Origin of the sequence: Leptospira alexanderi serovar Manhao 3 str. L 60, from assembly GCF_000243815.2 — a bacterium.
In the GTDB taxonomy this organism is placed as follows: domain Bacteria; phylum Spirochaetota; class Leptospiria; order Leptospirales; family Leptospiraceae; genus Leptospira; species Leptospira alexanderi.
Genome location: NZ_AHMT02000027.1, coordinates 1 through 20,416, shown reverse-complemented (window position 1 = coordinate 20,416; position 20,416 = coordinate 1). Strand labels below are relative to the sequence as shown.

7 protein-coding genes and 6 pseudogenes are annotated in these 20,416 nt (G+C 39.6%); 10 read left to right on the top strand and 3 right to left on the bottom strand.

Annotation, left to right across the window (positions count from 1 at the left end):
• Positions 1-248: 248 nt before the first annotated feature.
• Positions 249-7,733 carry a SpvB/TcaC N-terminal domain-containing protein gene (locus tag LEP1GSC062_RS08900; RefSeq protein ID WP_244265096.1) on the top strand — a complete coding sequence of 2,495 codons (7,485 nt, stop codon included), beginning with the start codon at positions 249-251 and terminating at the stop codon, positions 7,731-7,733.
• Positions 7,730-8,365, top strand: coding sequence for an Imm53 family immunity protein (locus LEP1GSC062_RS08895; protein ID WP_010578698.1), 636 nt, complete (start codon positions 7,730-7,732; stop codon positions 8,363-8,365). Before LEP1GSC062_RS08900 ends, LEP1GSC062_RS08895 begins: the two co-directional genes overlap by 4 nt.
• Positions 8,366-8,563: 198 nt before the next feature.
• On the opposite strand, the gene LEP1GSC062_RS08890 is transcribed toward LEP1GSC062_RS08895, so the two are convergent.
• Positions 8,564-9,505, bottom strand: a complete 942-nt coding sequence (locus LEP1GSC062_RS08890; protein WP_020984111.1) for a helix-turn-helix domain-containing protein — start codon at positions 9,503-9,505, stop codon at positions 8,564-8,566.
• Between the two features lie 333 nt (positions 9,506-9,838).
• On the opposite strand from LEP1GSC062_RS08890, the gene LEP1GSC062_RS08885 reads away from it, so the two are divergent.
• From LEP1GSC062_RS08885 to LEP1GSC062_RS08855, 7 genes and pseudogenes are all read left to right on the top strand, one after another.
• Complete coding sequence (locus LEP1GSC062_RS08885) at positions 9,839-10,225, top strand: helix-turn-helix domain-containing protein (protein ID WP_010578697.1); 387 nt, start codon at positions 9,839-9,841, stop codon at positions 10,223-10,225.
• An 81-nt stretch (positions 10,226-10,306) separates the two neighbouring features.
• Positions 10,307-10,960, top strand: a pseudogene (locus LEP1GSC062_RS08880) (LBL_2463 family protein).
• On the top strand, positions 10,957-11,886 hold the full coding sequence (locus tag LEP1GSC062_RS08875; protein ID WP_010578695.1) for an LIC10906 family membrane protein: 930 nt from the start codon (positions 10,957-10,959) through the stop codon (positions 11,884-11,886). The pseudogene LEP1GSC062_RS08880 and the gene LEP1GSC062_RS08875 overlap by 4 nt, the downstream one beginning before the upstream one ends.
• A gap of 32 nt (positions 11,887-11,918) precedes the next feature.
• Positions 11,919-11,999 (top strand): annotated as a pseudogene (locus LEP1GSC062_RS25820) (LIC10906 family membrane protein); the annotation flags it as partial.
• A 624-nt stretch (positions 12,000-12,623) separates the two neighbouring features.
• A pseudogene (locus tag LEP1GSC062_RS24680) lies at positions 12,624-12,791 on the top strand (RHS repeat-associated core domain-containing protein); the annotation flags it as partial.
• Between the two features lie 206 nt (positions 12,792-12,997).
• Positions 12,998-13,912, top strand: a complete 915-nt coding sequence (locus LEP1GSC062_RS08860; RefSeq protein ID WP_010578692.1) for an Rpn family recombination-promoting nuclease/putative transposase — start codon at positions 12,998-13,000, stop codon at positions 13,910-13,912.
• Between the two features lie 217 nt (positions 13,913-14,129).
• Positions 14,130-15,395: pseudogene (locus LEP1GSC062_RS08855) on the top strand (IS256 family transposase).
• Between the two features lie 74 nt (positions 15,396-15,469).
• Here the strand turns inward: LEP1GSC062_RS08855 and LEP1GSC062_RS08850 are convergent.
• Together LEP1GSC062_RS08850 and LEP1GSC062_RS08845 are read right to left on the bottom strand one after the other, a co-directional pair.
• Positions 15,470-17,530: an enterotoxin A family protein gene (locus tag LEP1GSC062_RS08850; protein WP_020984124.1), complete on the bottom strand. Its 2,061-nt coding sequence runs from the start codon at positions 17,528-17,530 to the stop codon at positions 15,470-15,472.
• 313 nt (positions 17,531-17,843) lie between these two features.
• A pseudogene (locus LEP1GSC062_RS08845) lies at positions 17,844-18,989 on the bottom strand (IS110 family RNA-guided transposase).
• Positions 18,990-19,217: 228 nt separating this feature from the next.
• On the opposite strand from LEP1GSC062_RS08845, the pseudogene LEP1GSC062_RS23075 reads away from it, so the two are divergent.
• A pseudogene (locus tag LEP1GSC062_RS23075) lies at positions 19,218-19,998 on the top strand (IS5 family transposase).
• The last annotated feature ends 418 nt before the right edge of the window (positions 19,999-20,416 follow it).

Sequence of the window (20,416 nt, the reverse complement as noted above, 5' to 3'; positions counted from 1 at the left end):
AATCCTCTGTGAAACGATCGGCCCCACCCGCGTTTGGGTGGAGGTGGAGAGGTGGCGGGAAAACTCGGGAGACTTTTCAGTATCAGAAAATCAACCTTTTTGCAAGTAAAAAGTGGGGTTCCTGTCGGAACACTTGCGTTTTAGTAAATAGATTTTATCAGAATATACTACTCATCTCATGTATTTTGTTACTTTCCGCAAGCTGCGGGCTCTTGCCGGGCAAACACGGAAACAAAAACAATTGGTGGATGGCGCTTGCGGGACTCGTGCCCGGAACAAGCTTTCCGTCTTCGGGAAGCGGAGTGGGAAGCGGCCCCGGATCCGGAAACGGATCACCCGGAAGTGCTCCCGCACCCGAAGGAAGCGACCTTTTTTCCATATCGACTAACTATAGCCAGGCGATCGACGATCCGGAAACAAAAGCGGATCCGCTTGCGGGAGCTGGATTCATAGCACCACCTGAAATGGGTCACTACGGAAACGTAAGTCTTACGTATCCGATTCAAACGCCCGCGGGAAGGTCCGGTGTTGAACCTAAGCTGAGCATAACGTATTCTTCCACGGGAGGAGACGGTTGGTTGGGAGTGGGATGGAGCTTAGGGCTTGGATCCATCACAAGAACACCGGAATACGGAGCCCTCTGGTATGACGCAAGGGATACGTTTACCTGGAACGGACAAAAACTCGTAAAAGTATCGGGTTCGACTACAAACGAAAACGGAATCTACAGACCGGAAATCACGAATGAAGAACTCGTAATATTAAGACTAATTAATATAGAAAGCGGTGGGGTTTGGGAAGTATTCGATTCGTCCGGAACCAAAACGGTATTCGGAGAAACAAACGCAAGCAGAATCTTCAACCCACAGGCTCCAAATCAAACCTACAGCTGGTATTTTTCCAAAAACGAAGACAAAAACGGAAACTATCTCCAAGTCCATTACGACAATTCGGAATATTCAAAAAACAGAAATTTATATTTAAAAGAAATCAGATATACAGGAAATTCTAAAAGTGGTGTTTCCGCACGCCAATACGTAAAGTTTTTTACCAAACAAAGAGAAGACTTTTACGTCTCGAACGCGCCTGGTTTCCTCATGAAGATGGACAGACTGCTTGAAAGAATCGAAGTCGGTTGGGACAACGGCGGTAAACTCTGGGAATATATTCCCATCTATGAAACCTCTTCCGATTCCGCAAGACCACGACTGAAAAACATACAATCGAGTCGACATACTACAAGTCCTGAGTTTTATTATCAATCTTCGAGCAGATTGCTGACTTGGCAAACGATAGCCAACCAAACGTCATCCGAAACAGAAGAGGATCCGAATTCTACACAATACTTTGAAGGAGACTATAACGGTGACGGGATCAGCGACATCCTCTTTTTTAATCCGAAATCAGGAAACTGGAAAGCCGCGGAAGGAAGAAAAGAAGGAGGATACAACTTCAAACTGTATGCAAACCGGTATCAAGGATACGATACGTTAGAAAAGATCCGATTTTTTAAAGGGAATATGAGCGGTGATTTTAACGGAGACGGAAAGAGTGACATCGCTTTTTACTTACCTGCTACGAGAGACTTTATCGTAGCGGAACACGACGGACGCGTGTTTCAATTTAAAAGTTACGGAAGACTCATGTACGGCATCCCGGACATCTTTCGGATGGAATGGTTTGCAGGCGACTATGACGGAAACGGACTGAGTGATAGTGTTCTTTTTGACGAACCTACCGGTCAATGGACTTTGATGCTCAACAAGGGTGGAAGTTTTGAATTTCTTAGGTTTTCTAAAAAATTTCAAAACGTATTCAGAAACGATTATACTCCAGATTCTAATTTAGATAGTTCGAACACAAACGATACTTCTAAACCCGGCAAAGATCACGACAAGGTGAACTTTCTCGTAGGAGACTACAACGGAGACGGAAGAACGGATATCTCCTTGTATGATTCCAGATCGGGTAAGTGGTTTGTAGGCGAAAATCACCGCAATCCAAACAAGAACGATTCCGTTTATTTCCAAATGCAATGGAAACTTTACAAAGTGTTCACCGCACCCGAACAGGCGTTATTCGGACACGACAGATTTAGCGGAGACTTTAACGGGGATGGTCTTTCGGATTTTCTACTATTCGATCGTAGTAACGGAGAATGGACGTTAGGTGAAACAGGAGACGGGACAATCAATTTCAAGATTTGGTCCAGAACTCCTCAGTTCAAAACCGTAACTCGTTGGATCCAAGGGGACTTTAACGGAGATGGAAGAACAGACATCGGATTTTACTCTGCAAGCGACGGAAAGTTTTGGATTGGAGAAGCCACACAAAACGGATTTCGGTACAAAATCTACAGTGACATGAGCTACGGACCTGACCAGGACAGAATCCTAAAAACTCCTCTTCCCAAGGATGAGGTGAAAATAGAATCGGATAAAACAAGTTTTGCAGCATCGAGCAATACAAAAACGATTTTACTCAGTTACAAATATGACGGAAATCTAAACTTTCAAAAAGGAGAACTCGTATTTCCGGGATGTTTTACTCAGGACGACTGTTCTGCTTCTCCCGAACTTTTGATCTTTGACAGAAAAGCAAACGTATGGGACCTTAAGACCGGAAATACTTTTACAGAAAGGGTCAATACAAACTTCAACCCGGAAGCTTCCGGAATTACTACCCTCTTTGGCGGAAAACCGGACAGATACACAAACAACACAAAAGACGAAGTTCTCTTTTACAAAAAACAAGGAAATACGAATCAGTTTTTTGTAATTAAACATACAAACGGAACCACATTCGATGTTTTGAATGTAGCAACGTTCACCGATACGGACGTTACAAAGTTTGATCCGTTCCATAGCGGAATTGTAGTGGATCATTTTGAGAACAATAATTCTCAGTCGGTTCTCATTTTGGATGATCAGACTGCAAGCGGAAATGCAAGGTTTGTTCTTTCCGGTTTGGGTGGAACTAAGGTTTTAACTCCAAGTGGAGATTTGACTGCTACCGACTTAAACGATTTTTTCCAAGCAGGAACTACAAGCGAGAATAGACAAAGAAGAAAAGAATTCAGTTTGTTTTCGGGAAAGTTTACAACCACACAAGCACAACTTGTGATCGTGGATCGAAGAAATCCGGTTTCCAAATGGTATTTGGGAACGATTAATGGAAGCCAAATTCAATTTAAAAAATTAACGGGAGAGTTTACACTTCCGATCACAACATCCGATTACAATTCAAAAAGCCCAGCGGGTATTGTATATGCTCTCACTTCCGACGGCTCAATTGTGTTTGGGAAAACAGAGGACAACGGTACAACATTCACCAAAGTTAAAATCAATTCTACGAATATTACAAAAAATTCATACAATGCGGGAACCGTCGGGTTTACCGACCGGTTTGACAATGGAGGAAATCCGATTGTAATCTCCGGTGGAGAAGACAAGCTGTATGACTTAGCACAGAGTAAAATCCTTTCTCTTCCGGGTAACGTCGTCACAAAATCTTTGGATCGTCCCGACCTTGTTTCACAAGTCTATGTTTTCCAGTGGATCCAAGGGGATTACAACGGAGATGGTTTAACAGACATCGGAATCTTTCATTTGAAAGAACCCTACTGGTATTTTGCACTTTCGACAGGGACGGTGCCCGACATCATTGAAAAAGTCAAAAACGGGATTGGGGGCATTTATGATTTCGAATATTCCAATTCCACGAAGTTTGACAACACAGGGGAAGACGAGATTCCAGACCTCCCCACAAGTTACAGAGTTTGCACCAAAGTCACGATCGACGACGGGTTTTCAAACATCATTGCAAAAAACTACGAATACAAGAATGGATTTGCATTCTCTTCGTTTATCAACGAAAAAAAAGAAACCGACTATTTTGGGTTCAGTGAGTTTACCGTTCACGAAGCATATGGAGAAAGAACGACTCACAAATACCATACGACTCCCTATTCCGATTTCCTAATGAATCGTGCATTGGCCGGTGCGGAGAAAGAAACTCGTATCATCGGAAATGACAACAACGATTACGGTACGATTCAGACTTCGTATGAGATCAAGCAAATTGCAATTGCACCGGGTGTGACCAGTTATCTCCCCGTTACGACTAAGATTGAAAAGTTTTTGAGTGGCTCAAGAACCACAACACAAAGTTCCGACATCGTTTTGAATGGAACCAAACTCAGTCGGAAGACCGACACAACCACGGATCACTTTACCGACACAGTTCACGGTGTTACGACCACAACGAGTGTTACGGATTTTGAAACCGATGATACAACCAATCAAAGACGGGCGACTCGTTCTGTGACATTCAGTGGGAGTTCTCACGAGATTACGTCACTACTTTCTTACGACAGTCGCGGAAATCTCACAAAACGCACAAGCTCGTACACAGGAAGCGGACTAGAGGCTGTAGGAACTCATACAATCGAGTATGAAACCGACAATCACGGGAACCAAATTACAGAAAAAGATACAAGCGCAAGTCCGGCCCGTGGAACATCCTACTCGTACGACAAGGAACTGAATCAGTTTGTTATCCAAAAAGTCAATTTCGGTGGAAGTATTTCTTTTACGACCACACATCAGATCAACTACGAAAGCGCGTTCGGAGCTCCGACCACAATCACAGATCCAAACGGAAACAAAATCTATTTTGAATATGACAACTTTGGAAGATTAACAAGAAACAGCGCAGACACTGATGACGGAACTCGTACTGTGGCAACTCACTCGTATGATTCCAGTTTTCCACTTTCCGCAAAGACAATTCTACCATCCGGAACGGGAGACCCTGACTTTGCAAGTAGGACCTACTCCGACGGAATGGGTCGGAACATCTACACAGTCAAAAGTGCGTCGAACGGAAACTATGCGATCACCGGAAGACTTGTGTATGACGGAACTGGAAAGATAGTTCGAAAAGGACAATCCAACTGGGCAACTTCTGGAGAAATCGACCGGTTTGTTCTACACTTAGAAGAAAAAAATCCGACATCTTTTGAATATGATCCGATCGGTCGGGTCAAAAAAACAATTCTACCGACAGCCCAAGGGGAAACTTCTCCTACAACCATTACAACCACATACAACTCTGCTTTTGAAACGACTGAGAATCACAGTTCTGGCACAAGCAAACGAATCGTAAAGGACGCTAAAGGAGAAATCCTGTACGTCGAAGACTTTGCAAGTGACGGGACACAGGCAAAGATCGGGTTTTGTTACGACATTGCTGGAAACAGAACTAAGAAAAGTGATCTCAATGACTCAAGTTTGATGAGTTGTCCAAATCCAAGCGCGGGTATTCCCGACTCCGTCGAGAGCCAACGCCAACGCTCCCCATGGGTCGCTCAATATCCCACAAAAGACGTCAGTGGAAGAAACCAGACCTACTGGAGTTACGACGCATTTGGGAAACTGCGTGCGGAAAGTGATCCTGACTTGGGTGTGAGTTCCTACAATTACAACGCATTTGGAGATTTAACAAGTAGTACAAACGCGAAAGGTGTTACGACAAACTTGTCGTATGATTCCATCGGTCGGATTAGTATCAAAAATATCCCAGAAGGGAATATTCAATATTCGTATGATTCTTTTCCGGGAGCAGAAAACTCTGTCGGAAAACTGGTCCGAATCGAAGATTCCAATCAAAACAAAACCTTTAGTTACGACAAACTCGGGAGAGTCAAAAAAGAAACTCGCACAATCCTCACAAATCCCCTAACCCCTAACTCCTCGTTCCTAACATCTGTTTTGTATATTACGGAAACTAAATATGATCTACTTGGTCGTGTGACTCGTATTGATTACCCGGAACATCCGATTTCACACGGGAGAATGCGTGCCTGTTATGAATATGGAACAGCCGGGTATATCAGCGAAATTTCCGTTCAAGTCAATACAAATGGAATTTTACCCGGATATTGTAACAAAGACATCGTAGAAAAAATCACATACAACGAGTTTGGTCAGACTGCAAGTTTAACTCTGGGGAACGGGATTTCTACGAACTATTCGTATGATGTGAAAGGGAGAATGATTCGTCTCAACTCTTCCGGGGATGTGGACGGAAGTAACAAAGTTTTACAAGACGCTGTCTATTCTTTCAATCCAAACAACAATATTACGAATATTGTTAATAATTCTTCTGACTTTAACACTCAGTTTGTTTATGGCTATGACGGTCTGGGTCGTTTAACAAACGCGACTGGTAACTATTTTGAATCTTCCAATTCTAATTTTTCTAAACGCTTTCAGCAATCTTTTTCGTATGCAAAGAATGGAAACTTAACTTCCAAACGGTTTCATGATCCTGCAAGTGGTGCGATCTCTGACGAGTGGAGTTACCAATACACAAACCATCAAGTGACGAACATTGATTCGAGTAAATCCGGGAACGATGCCTTTGTCATGCAATACGACGCCAATGGGAATTTGACTCGTCAAAGAGACAATGCAAAAGACTTAACCAAACGAATCAGTGTGGATTCGCAAGACAGAATTGTTCAGATTCAAGATGGAAACAATGCAATTCTTGGAAGTTATTGGTATGACGAAGGTGGATTTCGGATTCGCAAATCTTCTCTCGAACCCAAAAACAATGTTTTTGCAAACGTTGAGATCTTGTATCCAAGCAAGTTCTTTGGTTTGGAGTTTATCGAGTCCGAAAATGTTATCACTTCGGTTAACAATGTTTATTTGAACGGGGTTCGTATTGCCGCGTTAAACGAAGTCGGCGCGCTTGCCTACTTCCTAACGGATCAAGTTGATTCCGTCTCTCTCGTGTTAGACGACGAGGGGAAGACTCTTTCGAAGATGCAGTATCTTCCGTACGGGGAAACGTTTGTTCAACGGGGCGATTCGAACTTTGCTCCGAAATACAACTCGCAAGAACTCGATCGGGAATCTGGGTTTTATTTTTACAATGCAAGGTTCTACGACCCGGGGATTGCGAGATTTACAAGTGCGGATTCTATTATTGATGGTGAGTTTGATACGCAAGGTTGGAACCGATTCTCGTATGTGAAGGGAAATCCGATTGGGGCGAAAGATCCTACGGGGCATTACGTCCAACTCATTCCAGTAGTAGCACGCGTCTTACAAGGTTTAGCCGCAACGGGAATGGCTCTTTGTTCTTCTGGAACAATAAACTGTGGGGATGTAGTTAATCCGAATAAGGCGAACAAACCTAGAGACACTTCCGTTTCTCCAAGTGATGCGAAACAGATGGAGAAGACCGGTCTTGATCCATTGAATGCAAAAAAAGGATCTCAAAAAAGTATTGGCGGTGATGGTAAAAATGGATCTAATGATGGTGAAAAGTCAGGCGTTACAAATAAAGGGAACAATACTGGGAATGGTGCCGGTAAATCCGATCTTGGGTCAACTCGATCCTCAAATAAACTTGCACCTTACAAAGATAATCCAGGTGATAAAATAAAAGCATCAGCAGTCGGCGATCATACATCTTTCAAGAGAGATAAAGATGGAAATATTTTCAAATATGAAACGTATGAGAAAACGAAAACAGGTCACTTTGATCCTAAAGTCAGATTTGATGGTGGACAACCGGATGGTTCAAGAGGGCGAACACATACAAATTCAATAACAAAAGAAGACCATGGAACCCCGCATGTCCAAGGAAAGAATATTTCTGGTGGCGTGAGAGACCCAAGTTCTAATGAGCTGCCTAATAATCCGAGGTTTCAAAAATGAAACAAGAAGATATCTTCAATTGGTTGATTCAATGGTATTCTAACCAATGCGATGGGATTTGGGAACGAGAGAACCAAATTAATATATATACGGTCAGCAATCCCGGTTGGACATTTAAAGTCGGTTTAAAATCCACAGAATTAGAAAACTATGAAATAGAATCTGATTTATTTGAAACGGAAGAAACGGATTGGTATTTTTATTTTATTAGAGATTCAGTTTATAAAGCAAGTGGAGATACTTCTAAACTTCCAATTTTAGTAGAGGCGTTTCGATCCATTTGGGAAAATAAAGAATTTGTTTTTAGTTCTGAATCCGAAACCATGTTTTCTTGGTTAATGAAATGGTACGAGTCTCAATGTGATGGAGATTGGGAACACGAATACGGAATTGATATTAATACCAAACAGGATCGGGGTTGGCAGGTAAAAATTGAAGTTAATTTCACCGAGTTAGACGGCGTTGCGATTGATCACTCTCTCATTCAGAAAGGAGCCGGTGACTGGTATTCTTTTTCACTGAAAGACGGAAAATTCTTGGCGGAAGGAGACCCAAAGAAATTACGAACTATTCTGGAAAAATTCAAGGAGATTTGGATGACATATGTTGATCCTGAACCTCGCAAAAACTAAAATAGCAGAGGGTAAAACTAACATAACGGAAGAAAACACAAACCAGAACGAGTTCGAGAATAAAAAAACAAAGAAATAAAATAACTTACGAAATCATGAATATAACGAATTTCAGAGATGATTTGGTTTCAGAACGCCACGCCGGTGCGAAAAAAGAAAACGTCTCAATTTTTACTGCAATTATAACCAAAATAATTATTATAAATCCAATTGCTTTTCTACTTTATTGCTGGTTTCGATATTTAACTGAATATAATTTTTAAGATCACGCGGGGATTTCCCGGTAAACTTAATACAAGCCCTGTGAAACGAAGAAGCGGAATTGAAACCGCATTCGAGAGCGATATTTAAAAGATTGAAATTAGATTTATTTTTCATCATAATCATAACTTCGTTTATTCTATGAAAATTCAGAAAATCATTATAACTCTTACTCAGATATTTGTTTAAGTAGTAAGAAGCTTGGTGAGTGGAAAGACCTAAGTCACTGGCAAAATCCGGAAGTCTAAGTTCCTCGTCTATAAAACCTTTGGAAGTTATAAATTGACTCAGTTTAATTTTAACTTTTTCTAAATCAGTACCCTCTAACAAATCTCTAGGCGGGTATTTATATTTTTTTGTTTCTTTGACTTCTGGAGTTGGAATGGTTTCGGACTCAATTTCTTTGTCTATGTTCGCGCCTGAGACTTTAACCTTACCAAATAAAAAAGGAAAAAAACGTTCTAAAATAACCGAGTAACATATCACAGATCCGGAAATCAATTCCGCAATAAAAAAGAATTCATTTTTACCGAAAATTACACCAAGAAAATTTGAAACAAAACAAATAGAAATCAAGAAGGAGATCAAAGGAAGGTTAAAAAAAGAAATTGGGTTTTGAGTTATTAATAATTTTCTAAAAGCCCAGATAGTAGTAAATAAAGAAATTCCGAAACCAAGAATATCAATAATGGATACAAAATAGAAATTGGGAATAAAATAAGAAAAAAAAATCGTAATGGGAATAATCCATAAAAGGCGTTTATAATAATTCCAGGGGTTGTCTAAATTTCCTAAGATAAAATTAAAACAGACTAATGTCGCTCCACAGGAATAAAGAAAAACACCATAATAAAATCCGAAAGTATTCATATCAAACATTGGAAGGACTTGGGCGCCATTGATTTGTGTTATCTAACTTGCTTCTACTCGTTGCTTCTCAAATTGATTGAGAGAAAATATTCCATAGACTTACTCTTTAATTTTCTTCTGATTGTTAAAACTTTGCGAAAACCCTAATATCCTAAAGTTCTATTCTTCCTTGATAAGAAGTGATCGAGAATCAGGTCGCGACAGTCTGGAAATTGTGTTAAATTCTTGCTCTTTAGAAGGGGTCATTTCAACTCCACATAGCTTTTTGCCGAGATAGAATCTACTGAATTATAAATTAATCTAAGCAATTTGTCAATTTAAAAAATTAACTCAAGCAATAAAATGACTGATCCTGAAGTAATAAAACGTTTAAAAATCGTTTTTGATTATCTGAAAAAGGAATTGAATCTGAATCAAAAGAATGTGGCTTCGAAATTTGGAGTAACGGACAGTGCAATTACTCGCATTTTAAAGGGTCAGAATGCGCTTACGAATAGGGTTTTGACACAATTTGAATCCATATTTGGAATTTCGAAAATGTGGATCGTCGCAGGACAAGGCGAAATGCTACTTCCAGATCGGGATTCTAATATGGACGAAGATCAGATATTATTAAGAAGCATCAACAGGCGATCCGGTTTTCGAGGTTTAATAAAGATTCTCCTGAAACTTTCAGATAAGAACTTGGCCGCAATTAAAGCTTTAGCTGAAAAATTAGATCCGGAATAAATCGCTTATTTCTAATTTTGATTTTGAAATAATAAAAGTTTATTTGAGTTTTTTTCATTATGTGACATAATTAGGCCCACTATGTCAAATCTTACATTACCTAATCCGAAGCGAACAGAGATAACCGTGCAGATCATGCACTGTAATGATCTGCAAAGCGGACTATTGAACAAAATTAAAAATTTTGTGAATAAAATTTATTCCGAAGCTGGTTACTCTACTTCGGAATGGAAAAATCACAATTTTGATCCATGGTCGACTTGGTTCTGGGTAGAAGAACAGGATGGGCGAATTATTGCTGCGATGCGACTGACTGAAAAACGTCCGAACAACTTCATTCCAACCGAAATAGGTATAGTTTTCGGAATAAATCCAAAGCTGCGTTATGCCATTGTTGAGCCTAACGTTGCTGATTGGGGTGCGGTCGCATTTGAATTAAATCGCAGCGGCCTTGTGGCTGCAAAAGAGACATTTCGAACAGTCGCAAGAATTTGTCTTATACGTGGATATGAACGTGTGTATGGTTTCTATAATCCTGCTCTTAAAGGCATTGAAAAGTTATACCTTTCTTCTGGCGTTGAGTTTTCGCAACGCTACTCAGCTCCAATCTATTTTCCTGAATTTTGTTTGGACAGCAATCGCTATTTAGCGTAATTGAGTGATAAATATTGTTTACATGGAATTCTTCGGAATCATAGTTTCGAGTATATAGATGGGGGCAAGTCCATTGCATGAGTGCGGCAAATATATATAATATTTTGGTGGCTATTTTTTTATTAAGCATTGGTTTTTATGTTCAACGAGCGGGCAATGGTAAGGGGGCTCAGAAACAATTTTTCTTGTTATGCACGGCATTGGCAGTTTGGATGTTTTGCCACGGTTTTCGCGTTCTGCTTCCTGAAGAACTTCGAGAAATTGCGCTGAATTGGACGTTGATTCCGATCCTATTTGTTCCAAGAATCTTACATAAAATTGTGAATTTGATGTTTGACTCTTCCAAAAATCGAAAGGAATTCCAGCCATTTCATTGGGTTGTGCTAGTATATTTATTGTCATGTGCATTTTTTTGTAATGCAATTTCGATCATAGATACGAGTAAATTTACTTATGTGTATAACTATAGTTATCATTTAATCAATGCCTACGCGCTACTGTATATTTCATATTCGTGTTATTTAATGTTTCGATCTATTTTTCGCAGCAAGGGGGATCTTAGAATACGCGCGTTTCTTTTTTCCTGCGGATCAATTATAGCGTTGGTCTTTACGATTGCATGCACATGGATTCTGCCTTATTACGGTCTATATTGGGCATCAAAGTCCGTTTTTGGATTTCTTCCTTTTGCACTCTTTTGGTCCATAGCGATCTTACATTCAGATGAGAAAGATCCTCATTGGAAATCTTACGACGCTTTTAAAATTAGAGAATATATTCTTGATGGAAAAAAATTGCCGTTTCTAAATAGGATCTCCTCATTTTTTGTTTTAGGTTTGTTCAAGATTTTGGATCCAAACGAGTATTCTATGAGGCTTCTGATTAGTAAGGCGAATGTCGTTTTAAATGTTGCATCTAAAAATCACGAACTTGCAATGCAAATGGATTTAGAAAAATTCGAGCGTGCTGAAATAGTCGCCGGAATCTTTCAGAATCGTATAAAATAATAGTTATTTATTCTTTCTGAAATGGTAACACTATGCTTAAAAAGCGAGGGGATAAAAGGATTCGTTCTTTTTTGATGCTTTCAGGAATCTTGATCGCATTATTAACCATTATATAACTCGCAGGAGATATACAGAGAGTCTCGGAGTTCTACTTTTATAACGCTCGTTATTACGACCCGGAAATTGCGAGGCTTACAAGTGCCGATATGGTCATTGACGGGGAATTTAATACGCAAGGTTGTAACCGGCTCTCGCTGATGCAAACCATGTTACGTTCGTAAAGAGCAAAATTGAATCCAATTCCAAGTGGAGCCTTTTTTTCAAAAGAGAAGATTTGGAATCATAAAATTAGAATTAAGAAATTCAAAAATGATTGTAAAAGATTAGAATCCCTTCATATTTTACTCATTGGTCTGAAATCTCGGAGTTTTTTCGAGAACCAAGCTCGACTGCACCGGCGGTGCGAAGAGATCAAAAGCATGTTCTTTGAAAACGATTTTCTTTGAGTAAGAGAGATCTGAAAGAAGAAAAGAAATAACATAGACCCACAACGCGGGATAATTTAGTGTGGCGTGTGTTCACTGGAATAAAGGAACGATCTTTCTCTACAAACGAAATTAATTCAGTGCCCGACTCTGAATTCAACAGATTCCATGGGTCGCACTCTGGAATCTCACTTGAACCACAGTGAAACATAGACCCACGAAGCGGCATGGGATCGAAGCGGAAATACTGCAATGCAACATGCGATGAATGGAATAGCATTTCTATTAACGATAATACTCCATGTTGCTTTGCAGATTGAAGCGAAGAGCCCGGTTTCGGAGAAACAAGAACAAAAGAGTAAAGTCGAATATACAAAAATACTCAAATACAAAGAACCCTTTCTCCGAAAGCCGCCCTATCCACTAATTCCTAAACCCTATCCACTAAAACGGACTTTAGGTTCTTCTTAAAAAGCAACTGAGAAATACAATGATTCTTGAATGAACCGTACTGTAACTTTAAAGTTTTATTACGATTCTTTCAATTTCTTGATAAACATAGTTAAGACACATGCGCTTTCTAAAGAGAATTGACAACCACTGCCGAGGAAATCGAATAGGAACATATGACTGAAGTCAATAACCCACACGACAGACTGATTCGGGAGACGTTACAGGACAAAATCGAAGCTATTTCTTTTTTTAGAAGAACACTTCCGCCGGAAGTAGTAGAGTTACTCGACTTGGAAAAGTTGGAATTATCGGAATCCAGTTTCGTATCCGAAGAACTCAAATCAGAACAGACTGATTTGTTGTTTCGAATCCCCTTAAGATCAGGAAATCAAGCCAACATATATATTCTATTCGAACACAAAAGTTACTTAGACAACGCCATCTATATTCAACTCTTAGGATACCTTGCCGAAATCTATCGCAGTCAACAAAGAAACGCTGAAAAGTTATCAGTCGTAATTCCATTCGTATTCTATCACGGAGAAAAAGAATGGCAACTCGGAGAAAATTTTTTAAATCAATTCAAAATTACGAAAGAGGAAACCATACACCTCCGTGACTTTATACCTGATTTCAAGATCGCCTTGTTTGATTTGTCGGGAATGGCAATACAAGAAAAACTGGAGAGTATCACGCTTCAGGTGATCTTTGGAGTAGTGCAAAGAATCCGAGAAGGTGAAGAGAGGTTTCAAAAGTCTCTTCCCGCACTTTTTTCACTAGTCCTTGAAATTGCAGAGGAGCCAAAAAGAGTTGCCCTCTTAAACAAACTGTTGTTGTATATATATAATGTAAGAGATTCAAAACCGTCCGTCCTGAAGAAAGTGCTTCATTTATCGAGACTGGAAAGATACGAGGAGTTGGCCATGACCACAGCGGAAAAATTGATTCAAGAGGGAAAGATTGAGGGAAAGATTGAAGGAAAGATTGAAGATGCCCGCAAGATGTTTGCAAAAGGGATCGATCTAAATACAATTCTGGAAATCACCGATCTAACCGAGAAAGATCTCCGTGACAACGGTTTGATCTGAACTTTACAAATATGAAATTGAGAAAGAGAGAAATCTCGTAAAACAAACGTTAGTTCCTTCTTGGATATACAATGTGTTTCGAATGAAATACATTCGAAACTTTAAAGTCTTATTACGATTCCTTGTATTTTCTTGACAAACATTGTTAAGAGAAGGTGTCATCTCGATTGTGTAAATGACTTGTGAAAAAAGAAAAAGTAACAAGGATAAAAACAACATGAGCAAACCGAAGAATCGAGCAGAAGAACTACTTGATGAATTAATCAAAGGTAAAACCCCCGAAGAGCTGATCGGAAACGAAGGCCTCTTAAAACAACTCACCAAATCACTTGTTGAACGAGCGATGCAAGGAGAGATGACGCATCATCTTGGGTATGAGAAAAATTCCTCGACTGGAAATAACACAGGCAATTCAAGAAATGGAAAAAGTAGCAAAAAGCTCAAAGGAGACTTTGGGACAATTGACTTGGAAGTTCCTCGAGATAGAAACGGAAGCTTTGAACCTCAGATAATCCGGAAAGGACAGACACGCTTTACCGGCTTCGATGAAAAGATCATCTCGATGTATTCACGCGGAATGACAACTCGAGAAATATCTCAACACCTGAAAGAAATTTATCAAGTCGAAGTCTCGGCGGATTTGATTTCTCAAGTAACGGATTCCGTCATGGAAACGGTAATCGAATGGCAGAATCGCCCCTTGGATAAAGTGTATCCGATTCTCATCATGGACGCGCTGATCGTGAAGGTAAGAGACGGCAACCACGTCGTGAACAAAGCCTTCTATTTGGCTTTAGGAATCAATCTACAGGGCACAAAAGAGATTCTTGGGATTTGGGTAGAAAGAACCGAAGGGGCAAAGTTCTGGCTTCAGATTTTAACCGATTTAAAAAATCGAGGCGTTGAAGATATCTTAATTGCTTGTGTCGACGGATTGAAAGGATTTCCGGATACAATCATATCAGTTTTTCCTAATGCACAAGTTCAACTTTGTATCGTTCCTATGGTTAGGAATTCTTTGAAATGGGTTTCTTACAAACAGAGGAAAGAGTTGGTAGTCGACCTAAAGGCCATCTACAAATCTCCATCGGAAGAAATTGCTAAGAAAAGACCTTGATGATTTTTCAACCAAATGGGACAGTCAATATCCGATGATCAGCAAGTCTTGGAGAAGTAATTGGGATTCGGTGATTCCTTTTTTGGCCTATCCACCTAACATTCGTAAGGCGATATACACTACAAATGCTATCGAATCTATGAATATGGGCTTAAGAAAGATTATCAAGAATCGGGGTTCGTTTCCGAACGATGAGGCGGCAATCAAGCTTCTCTATTTAGCTTTGAATAATATGTCTAAAAAATGGACCATGCCGATTCAAGATTGGGATGACGAGCGATCCTTAGAGAGCCGAGTCGCTGAGTTCAAGCGATGAATCAGTTTTCGATTCTTTTCGGAGATCGATTGAAATTGGATTCGTTTTAAGAAAGTTATTTACACAGGATTCCTGACACTACCTAAATTACTGAAATATCCAAAGTAGCACCACAAAACAATTCTCAATAATCCCATTTATAACAAATTCCGTCCTCCCTATAACAGCCTTCTTTGGTATTTAATTCCAAACATTCATTTTTTCCTTGAAAGTTTTCCAGCCCTAGACCAATCCTGAGAGACCTCGCAAACCGCATCTGAACCGGCGCTATCAGTTGGCAACTGGGAGCGTTCTGACTAAGTGGTACACATCCAGCGGTATCTTGTCGAATCGAACAAAATAAACTTCTTCCGTTGGAATAAACAATTGTTGTCTGCTTCTTATTAAAAACATTCCCATAATCTTCAAAGTTCGATGTAGAAAAAACGGAAGAAAAGCCCGTAGAAGATTTGGAATCTTTTGAAACACAGGAAAGTCTCATTATTTTACCCTTACTTCTGACCTCGGTTGCACAAAGAGAATTGTCATTTTCACTCATAAGGTTTTTGGCTTCGATAAGTCGAGTTGCATAATTGAATTGAGACGACGAATAATATAAATGCTCGTTCGGAAAATTATAACATACAACGGAACTGTTTTGCCGATACTCTGGAATAAAACAAAGATCCGGTATTCTAGAATTCACGATATTTGCCGCAGCAACTACACCCTTAGTTTTTATATTATTTCTAAAGATTACCTTTTTGGAAAATTGATTTCCATTCTCCGACCACCAACATTCCGAATAAATTTCGGAATCTGCTGCTTTATAACTGACTTTACACCAGTCAGGAATACCGTCTTGGTTACTATCTGTAAAAATACCCTCTTGCCTAACCAAAGCGGAATAATAATATGATCCATTAGTTTTTCTAGTTTTTCCCTGAGTAAAAGTGACAACACCACTGCCACTATCATTTTTTCGGACTAACTCTGTACAAGCTATCTCATACCCATTTACAATACGGCAAAAATAAGCTTTTCCAAAAATACCTTTCACAATCACACGTTTATCTGCGGCCCCTCGTGACGCCCAACCGCCGTCTAAAGCGCCGAAATTTACTTCATTAGGAAACCTTCCATTACCATCTCCAAGATTACATTTTAATAATGTAAGGTTATTCCTACCTGCCACTAAACGACAAAAATCATTCTTCTGATCGTTATTGATATCACCAAACATGTAAGAATCTTCATAACCTGTATCGCTTATCGTGTTTTCTTTAATGGAACTAAGTTTTCCATTATTCAATATAGATCTGCATTCAATTTTAGTTTTTGAAGTAACATAACAAAGACCGGATAGGTAGTTGGATAAACTTATATACACTCCTTTACTGGACGCAACTTTGGAGATTGGAGTTTCAAATATTGGAAGACTCGGTATCTTGCTTCTCTTGTAACTCTTATCGTAAATTTTCTGGTCGGTATCGCGCTTATCCTCCCTTAAATAACACCTTCCATTACTTGAACGTAAAGAATTATCACACCTCGCAATGTTCGCAAAAAATCGATTTCCCCACCGCGGATCACCTTGAGGAAACCCAGCTAACTCCGGATATCCTGGGGAAGATGTAGTATTCCCATACCTCCCTCTGTCAAACATAGGATTGTGCACGAATTCCCCCCGGACGCCAAAGCTAACACGGTACCAGCCATAAACCTGCCCCCATGTGATTCGAAATAACGCGACAACGTCTCCTCTCGCATGCGATGGAGTGTAAGGCCCAAGTGATCTTTGCACATCAAAAATATTAGGCGCTCCCGCGATTTGATAAATGTAATAATCCTGAGGAATATTCGAATTCCCGAAAATATGAGCGTCGCTTAGAGCTCTAGTCGCGCTAATATACGCAGAACGCCCAGTATGAGCACCAAGAGTAACATGATTGAAAAGGGAACGATCCGAATTACCGGGAGATGTCGACATTCCGGCCGACCAAAATCCATCCGAACCTCTAAGCTGTTCCGGATCCAACATATCGGCCCGATAAAAGGACTCCACAGGTGGATTAGAAACCTGATTTTGATAAGGCACCTCAACAATGTCGACCGGATTTTCAATTACTCTCCCTCGACGTGCGTAAAGATTTTCTATGGTTCCTAATAAAAAGAAACCGATCAGAATCATTAAAATTTTTTTCATAATTTTCACCTTGTCGCTCTTTTCATTTCTTATTAAAATAAATAAGTATCTTGACCAAGGAATGTTATCGAAGAAAGACTAGAACCAATTTATATTTGATCTACAAACGTATTATTTTTTAAATTAAGTAGTAATTTTTTCGCAAATATTATTTCTTTAGCATTAAGTCTTTATAAGATTTTTGTGAACTATCCTAAATTTGAACAAGCTGACTTACTGAGAACTATATACGGCGCGCTCTAAGGAACGCTCGATAAAACTAAAGCACCTCTCTACTCCTATGTTTCTTGTGTCAAGCCCTCCCGCTATTTTTTTACATAAGACCATATTGAGCTAATTTTCGATTCCATACTTCTTCAGGCATAGAATCAAAAAGATCTCCCGTTCGAATCATTGAATAAAGAACTTCGATCATTTTGCGTGAAGTAGCGATGATCGATTTTTTAGCTCCTTTTTTAAGGTATAACCTTTGATAGAATTCTTTTATCTTTCCACCATGCTGACATCGAACCAGACTCCAGGCCGCTTGAACAATTACTCTTCGGATTGCATGACAACCACGGGAAACAATTCTACCGTATCGAACCGTATCTCCCGAAATATCAACACTCGGAACTAAGCCCACAAAGTAAGCGGCTTGTTTAGCCGAAGAGAATCGTTTACAATCACCCATATAACTCATGATCGCCAAAGAAGTAATCATACCGATCCCAGGCATGGACATGATCGTTTGAACGTAACTCTGATTTTTTTTCAGAGCCTCTTTAATTTCTTCTTCTATTAGTTTTAGATTTAGTTCGACTAAATCTAAAACTTTTAAGATTCGTTCTGCTTCTCTTTTGTATCGATCAGGAAGTAGAGTTACGGAAGCTTCTCTGGATGCTTTTATTCGCAAATGCTTTTTGGTAATTTCAGTCAAACCGGCTTGAGTGAATAAACTATGAAGTCGATTTTTGCCTTGCGTTAGTTGTCTTGTCCAATTCTCATGTTCCGTGCAAAGTCTTCGATTGTCTTCCTCTTCGTCAGTTGGAATTGGAACAACCGGTAACTCTTCTATTGGAAAACGTTGAATGAGCCTGGCTATTTTTAAACTGTCTTCTTTATCGGTCTTTTTAAGGATTGATAGATTGTTGCTAAGTCTCCGGGATTCAGGACTAATTACTTGAATCCCTTTGTTTAATATTGATTTTGCTATTCTAAAGATTGAGAGCCAATCGAGCGATCCATGGAGAGCGAAATTGCTAAAAGCCAGCGAAGCGTTGGTGTTAGCTTTCAGCGTAGCTGAAAAACCCAGGCCGACTATATCATTCAAGGTTAACCATTTTAGTAAATTGTTAATACCACTTTCTGTTGTACTAAACTGTCGACGTTCGAGCGAGTTCTCCGAATTGATTCGAACAACCTCTAAAGTTTTCTTTCCACAATCAATTCCTACATATTTGCCATCTTGACTTTTCATTTCATTTCTCCTAAAATGACAGAGGGCGGAAGGTCTTAACAAAGCCGGGTGATAAACCAGCACTCCTATCGAACGACCTAAACACCGACCCATAGGAAGGCATCACCTTACCCACAAGTAATGGGATCTCAAGATCAATTTGTCGGAATTACGACAAAATCCCCCGTGAAACTAAGAGCCGGTCTCAAAACTGCTTGTACTGAGAAAGCATAATAATATCAATGTGAAATGGACAAATATTATTCAGAGATACCTGATGCCCTTTGGCAAAAAAATCGCATCTTTTATCCCTAAAGAAAAGGTCAATCCCCAAGGAGGGCGCAATCGTGTACCTGCAAGAGTGGTAATGGCAGGGATTATCTATCGAATGAAAACGGGATGTCAGTGGCGTGCAATTCCGAATGACTTTGGGTCCGGTCAAACTTGTCATAGAAGATTTCAAGAATGGGAACGAGCGGGAGTATTTAAAAAGATCTATAAATCTATTTTAAAATATTATGATGTGAAGAATAAGATAGCATGGGACTGGGCTTCGATGGATTCCGCAATGGTTAAAGCTCCCAAAGGGGGAGCTTAACCGGAAAGAACCCTACAGACCGTGCCAAATTAGGGGTTAAACGGCATATTCTTACGGATGGAAATGGTATTCCTTTGGCAATTACGTTGACTGGAGCTAACGTTCATGACAAACGCGGTGTAAAAGATACGTTGAATTCAATCTTAGTTTTTTCCGGAAGAAAAGAAAAAACCGAAGCATCTTTGTTTAGATAAAGGTTATGACTTCAAAGATATAGAAGCATTCATCAAGAAAAGAAACATTCGAGCTCATATTCGGAAAAAAGGTGAGAAGCCTCTCATCGGCAAATATAAAGGAAAACCGAGGCGTTGGGTCGTTGAAAGAACAAACAGTTGGCACAATCGATTCAGAGCTATTCTAATTCGCTGGAATAGAAAAGCGGAAAATTATCTGGCATCTCTTTATCTCGCAAGCTCCATCATTGTCTTTTAACTTTTTTAATAGGTAGTTCTGAGACCGGCTCTAAGATGGAAACGCTTATTTTTGGGTGGGGGTGGAGGTGGAAAGGTTCGGGAGATTTTTCTCTATCAGAAAATTATACTTTTTGCAAGTAAAAAGTCTCATTCTCGTCGGAACACTTGCATTTTATTGTGCATAAAGTTCTATCCACTAAAATCTAACCCCTAATCACTAACACGTCGGAACACTTGCGTTTTATTGTACATAAAGTTCTATCCACTAAAATCTAACCCCTAATCACTAACACGTCGGAACACTTGCATTTTATTGTGCATAAAGTTCTATCCACTAAAATCTAACCCCCTAATCACTAACACGTCGGAACACTTGAAAAATATCAGTTTTTGATCCTATTATCCCAAAAGCCTTCTTAATTTGTGGGGTTGGTTAT

Coding starts and splice junctions, on each gene's coding strand:
- LEP1GSC062_RS08900 (WP_244265096.1), top strand. CDS start 249: ATGGCGCTTGCGGGACTCGTGCCCGGAACAAGCTTTCCGTCTTCGGGA.
- LEP1GSC062_RS08895 (WP_010578698.1), top strand. CDS start 7,730: ATGAAACAAGAAGATATCTTCAATTGGTTGATTCAATGGTATTCTAAC.
- LEP1GSC062_RS08890 (WP_020984111.1), bottom strand. CDS start 9,505: ATGTTTGATATGAATACTTTCGGATTTTATTATGGTGTTTTTCTTTAT.
- LEP1GSC062_RS08885 (WP_010578697.1), top strand. CDS start 9,839: ATGACTGATCCTGAAGTAATAAAACGTTTAAAAATCGTTTTTGATTAT.
- LEP1GSC062_RS08875 (WP_010578695.1), top strand. CDS start 10,957: ATGAGTGCGGCAAATATATATAATATTTTGGTGGCTATTTTTTTATTA.
- LEP1GSC062_RS08860 (WP_010578692.1), top strand. CDS start 12,998: ATGACTGAAGTCAATAACCCACACGACAGACTGATTCGGGAGACGTTA.
- LEP1GSC062_RS08850 (WP_020984124.1), bottom strand. CDS start 17,530: ATGAAAAAAATTTTAATGATTCTGATCGGTTTCTTTTTATTAGGAACC.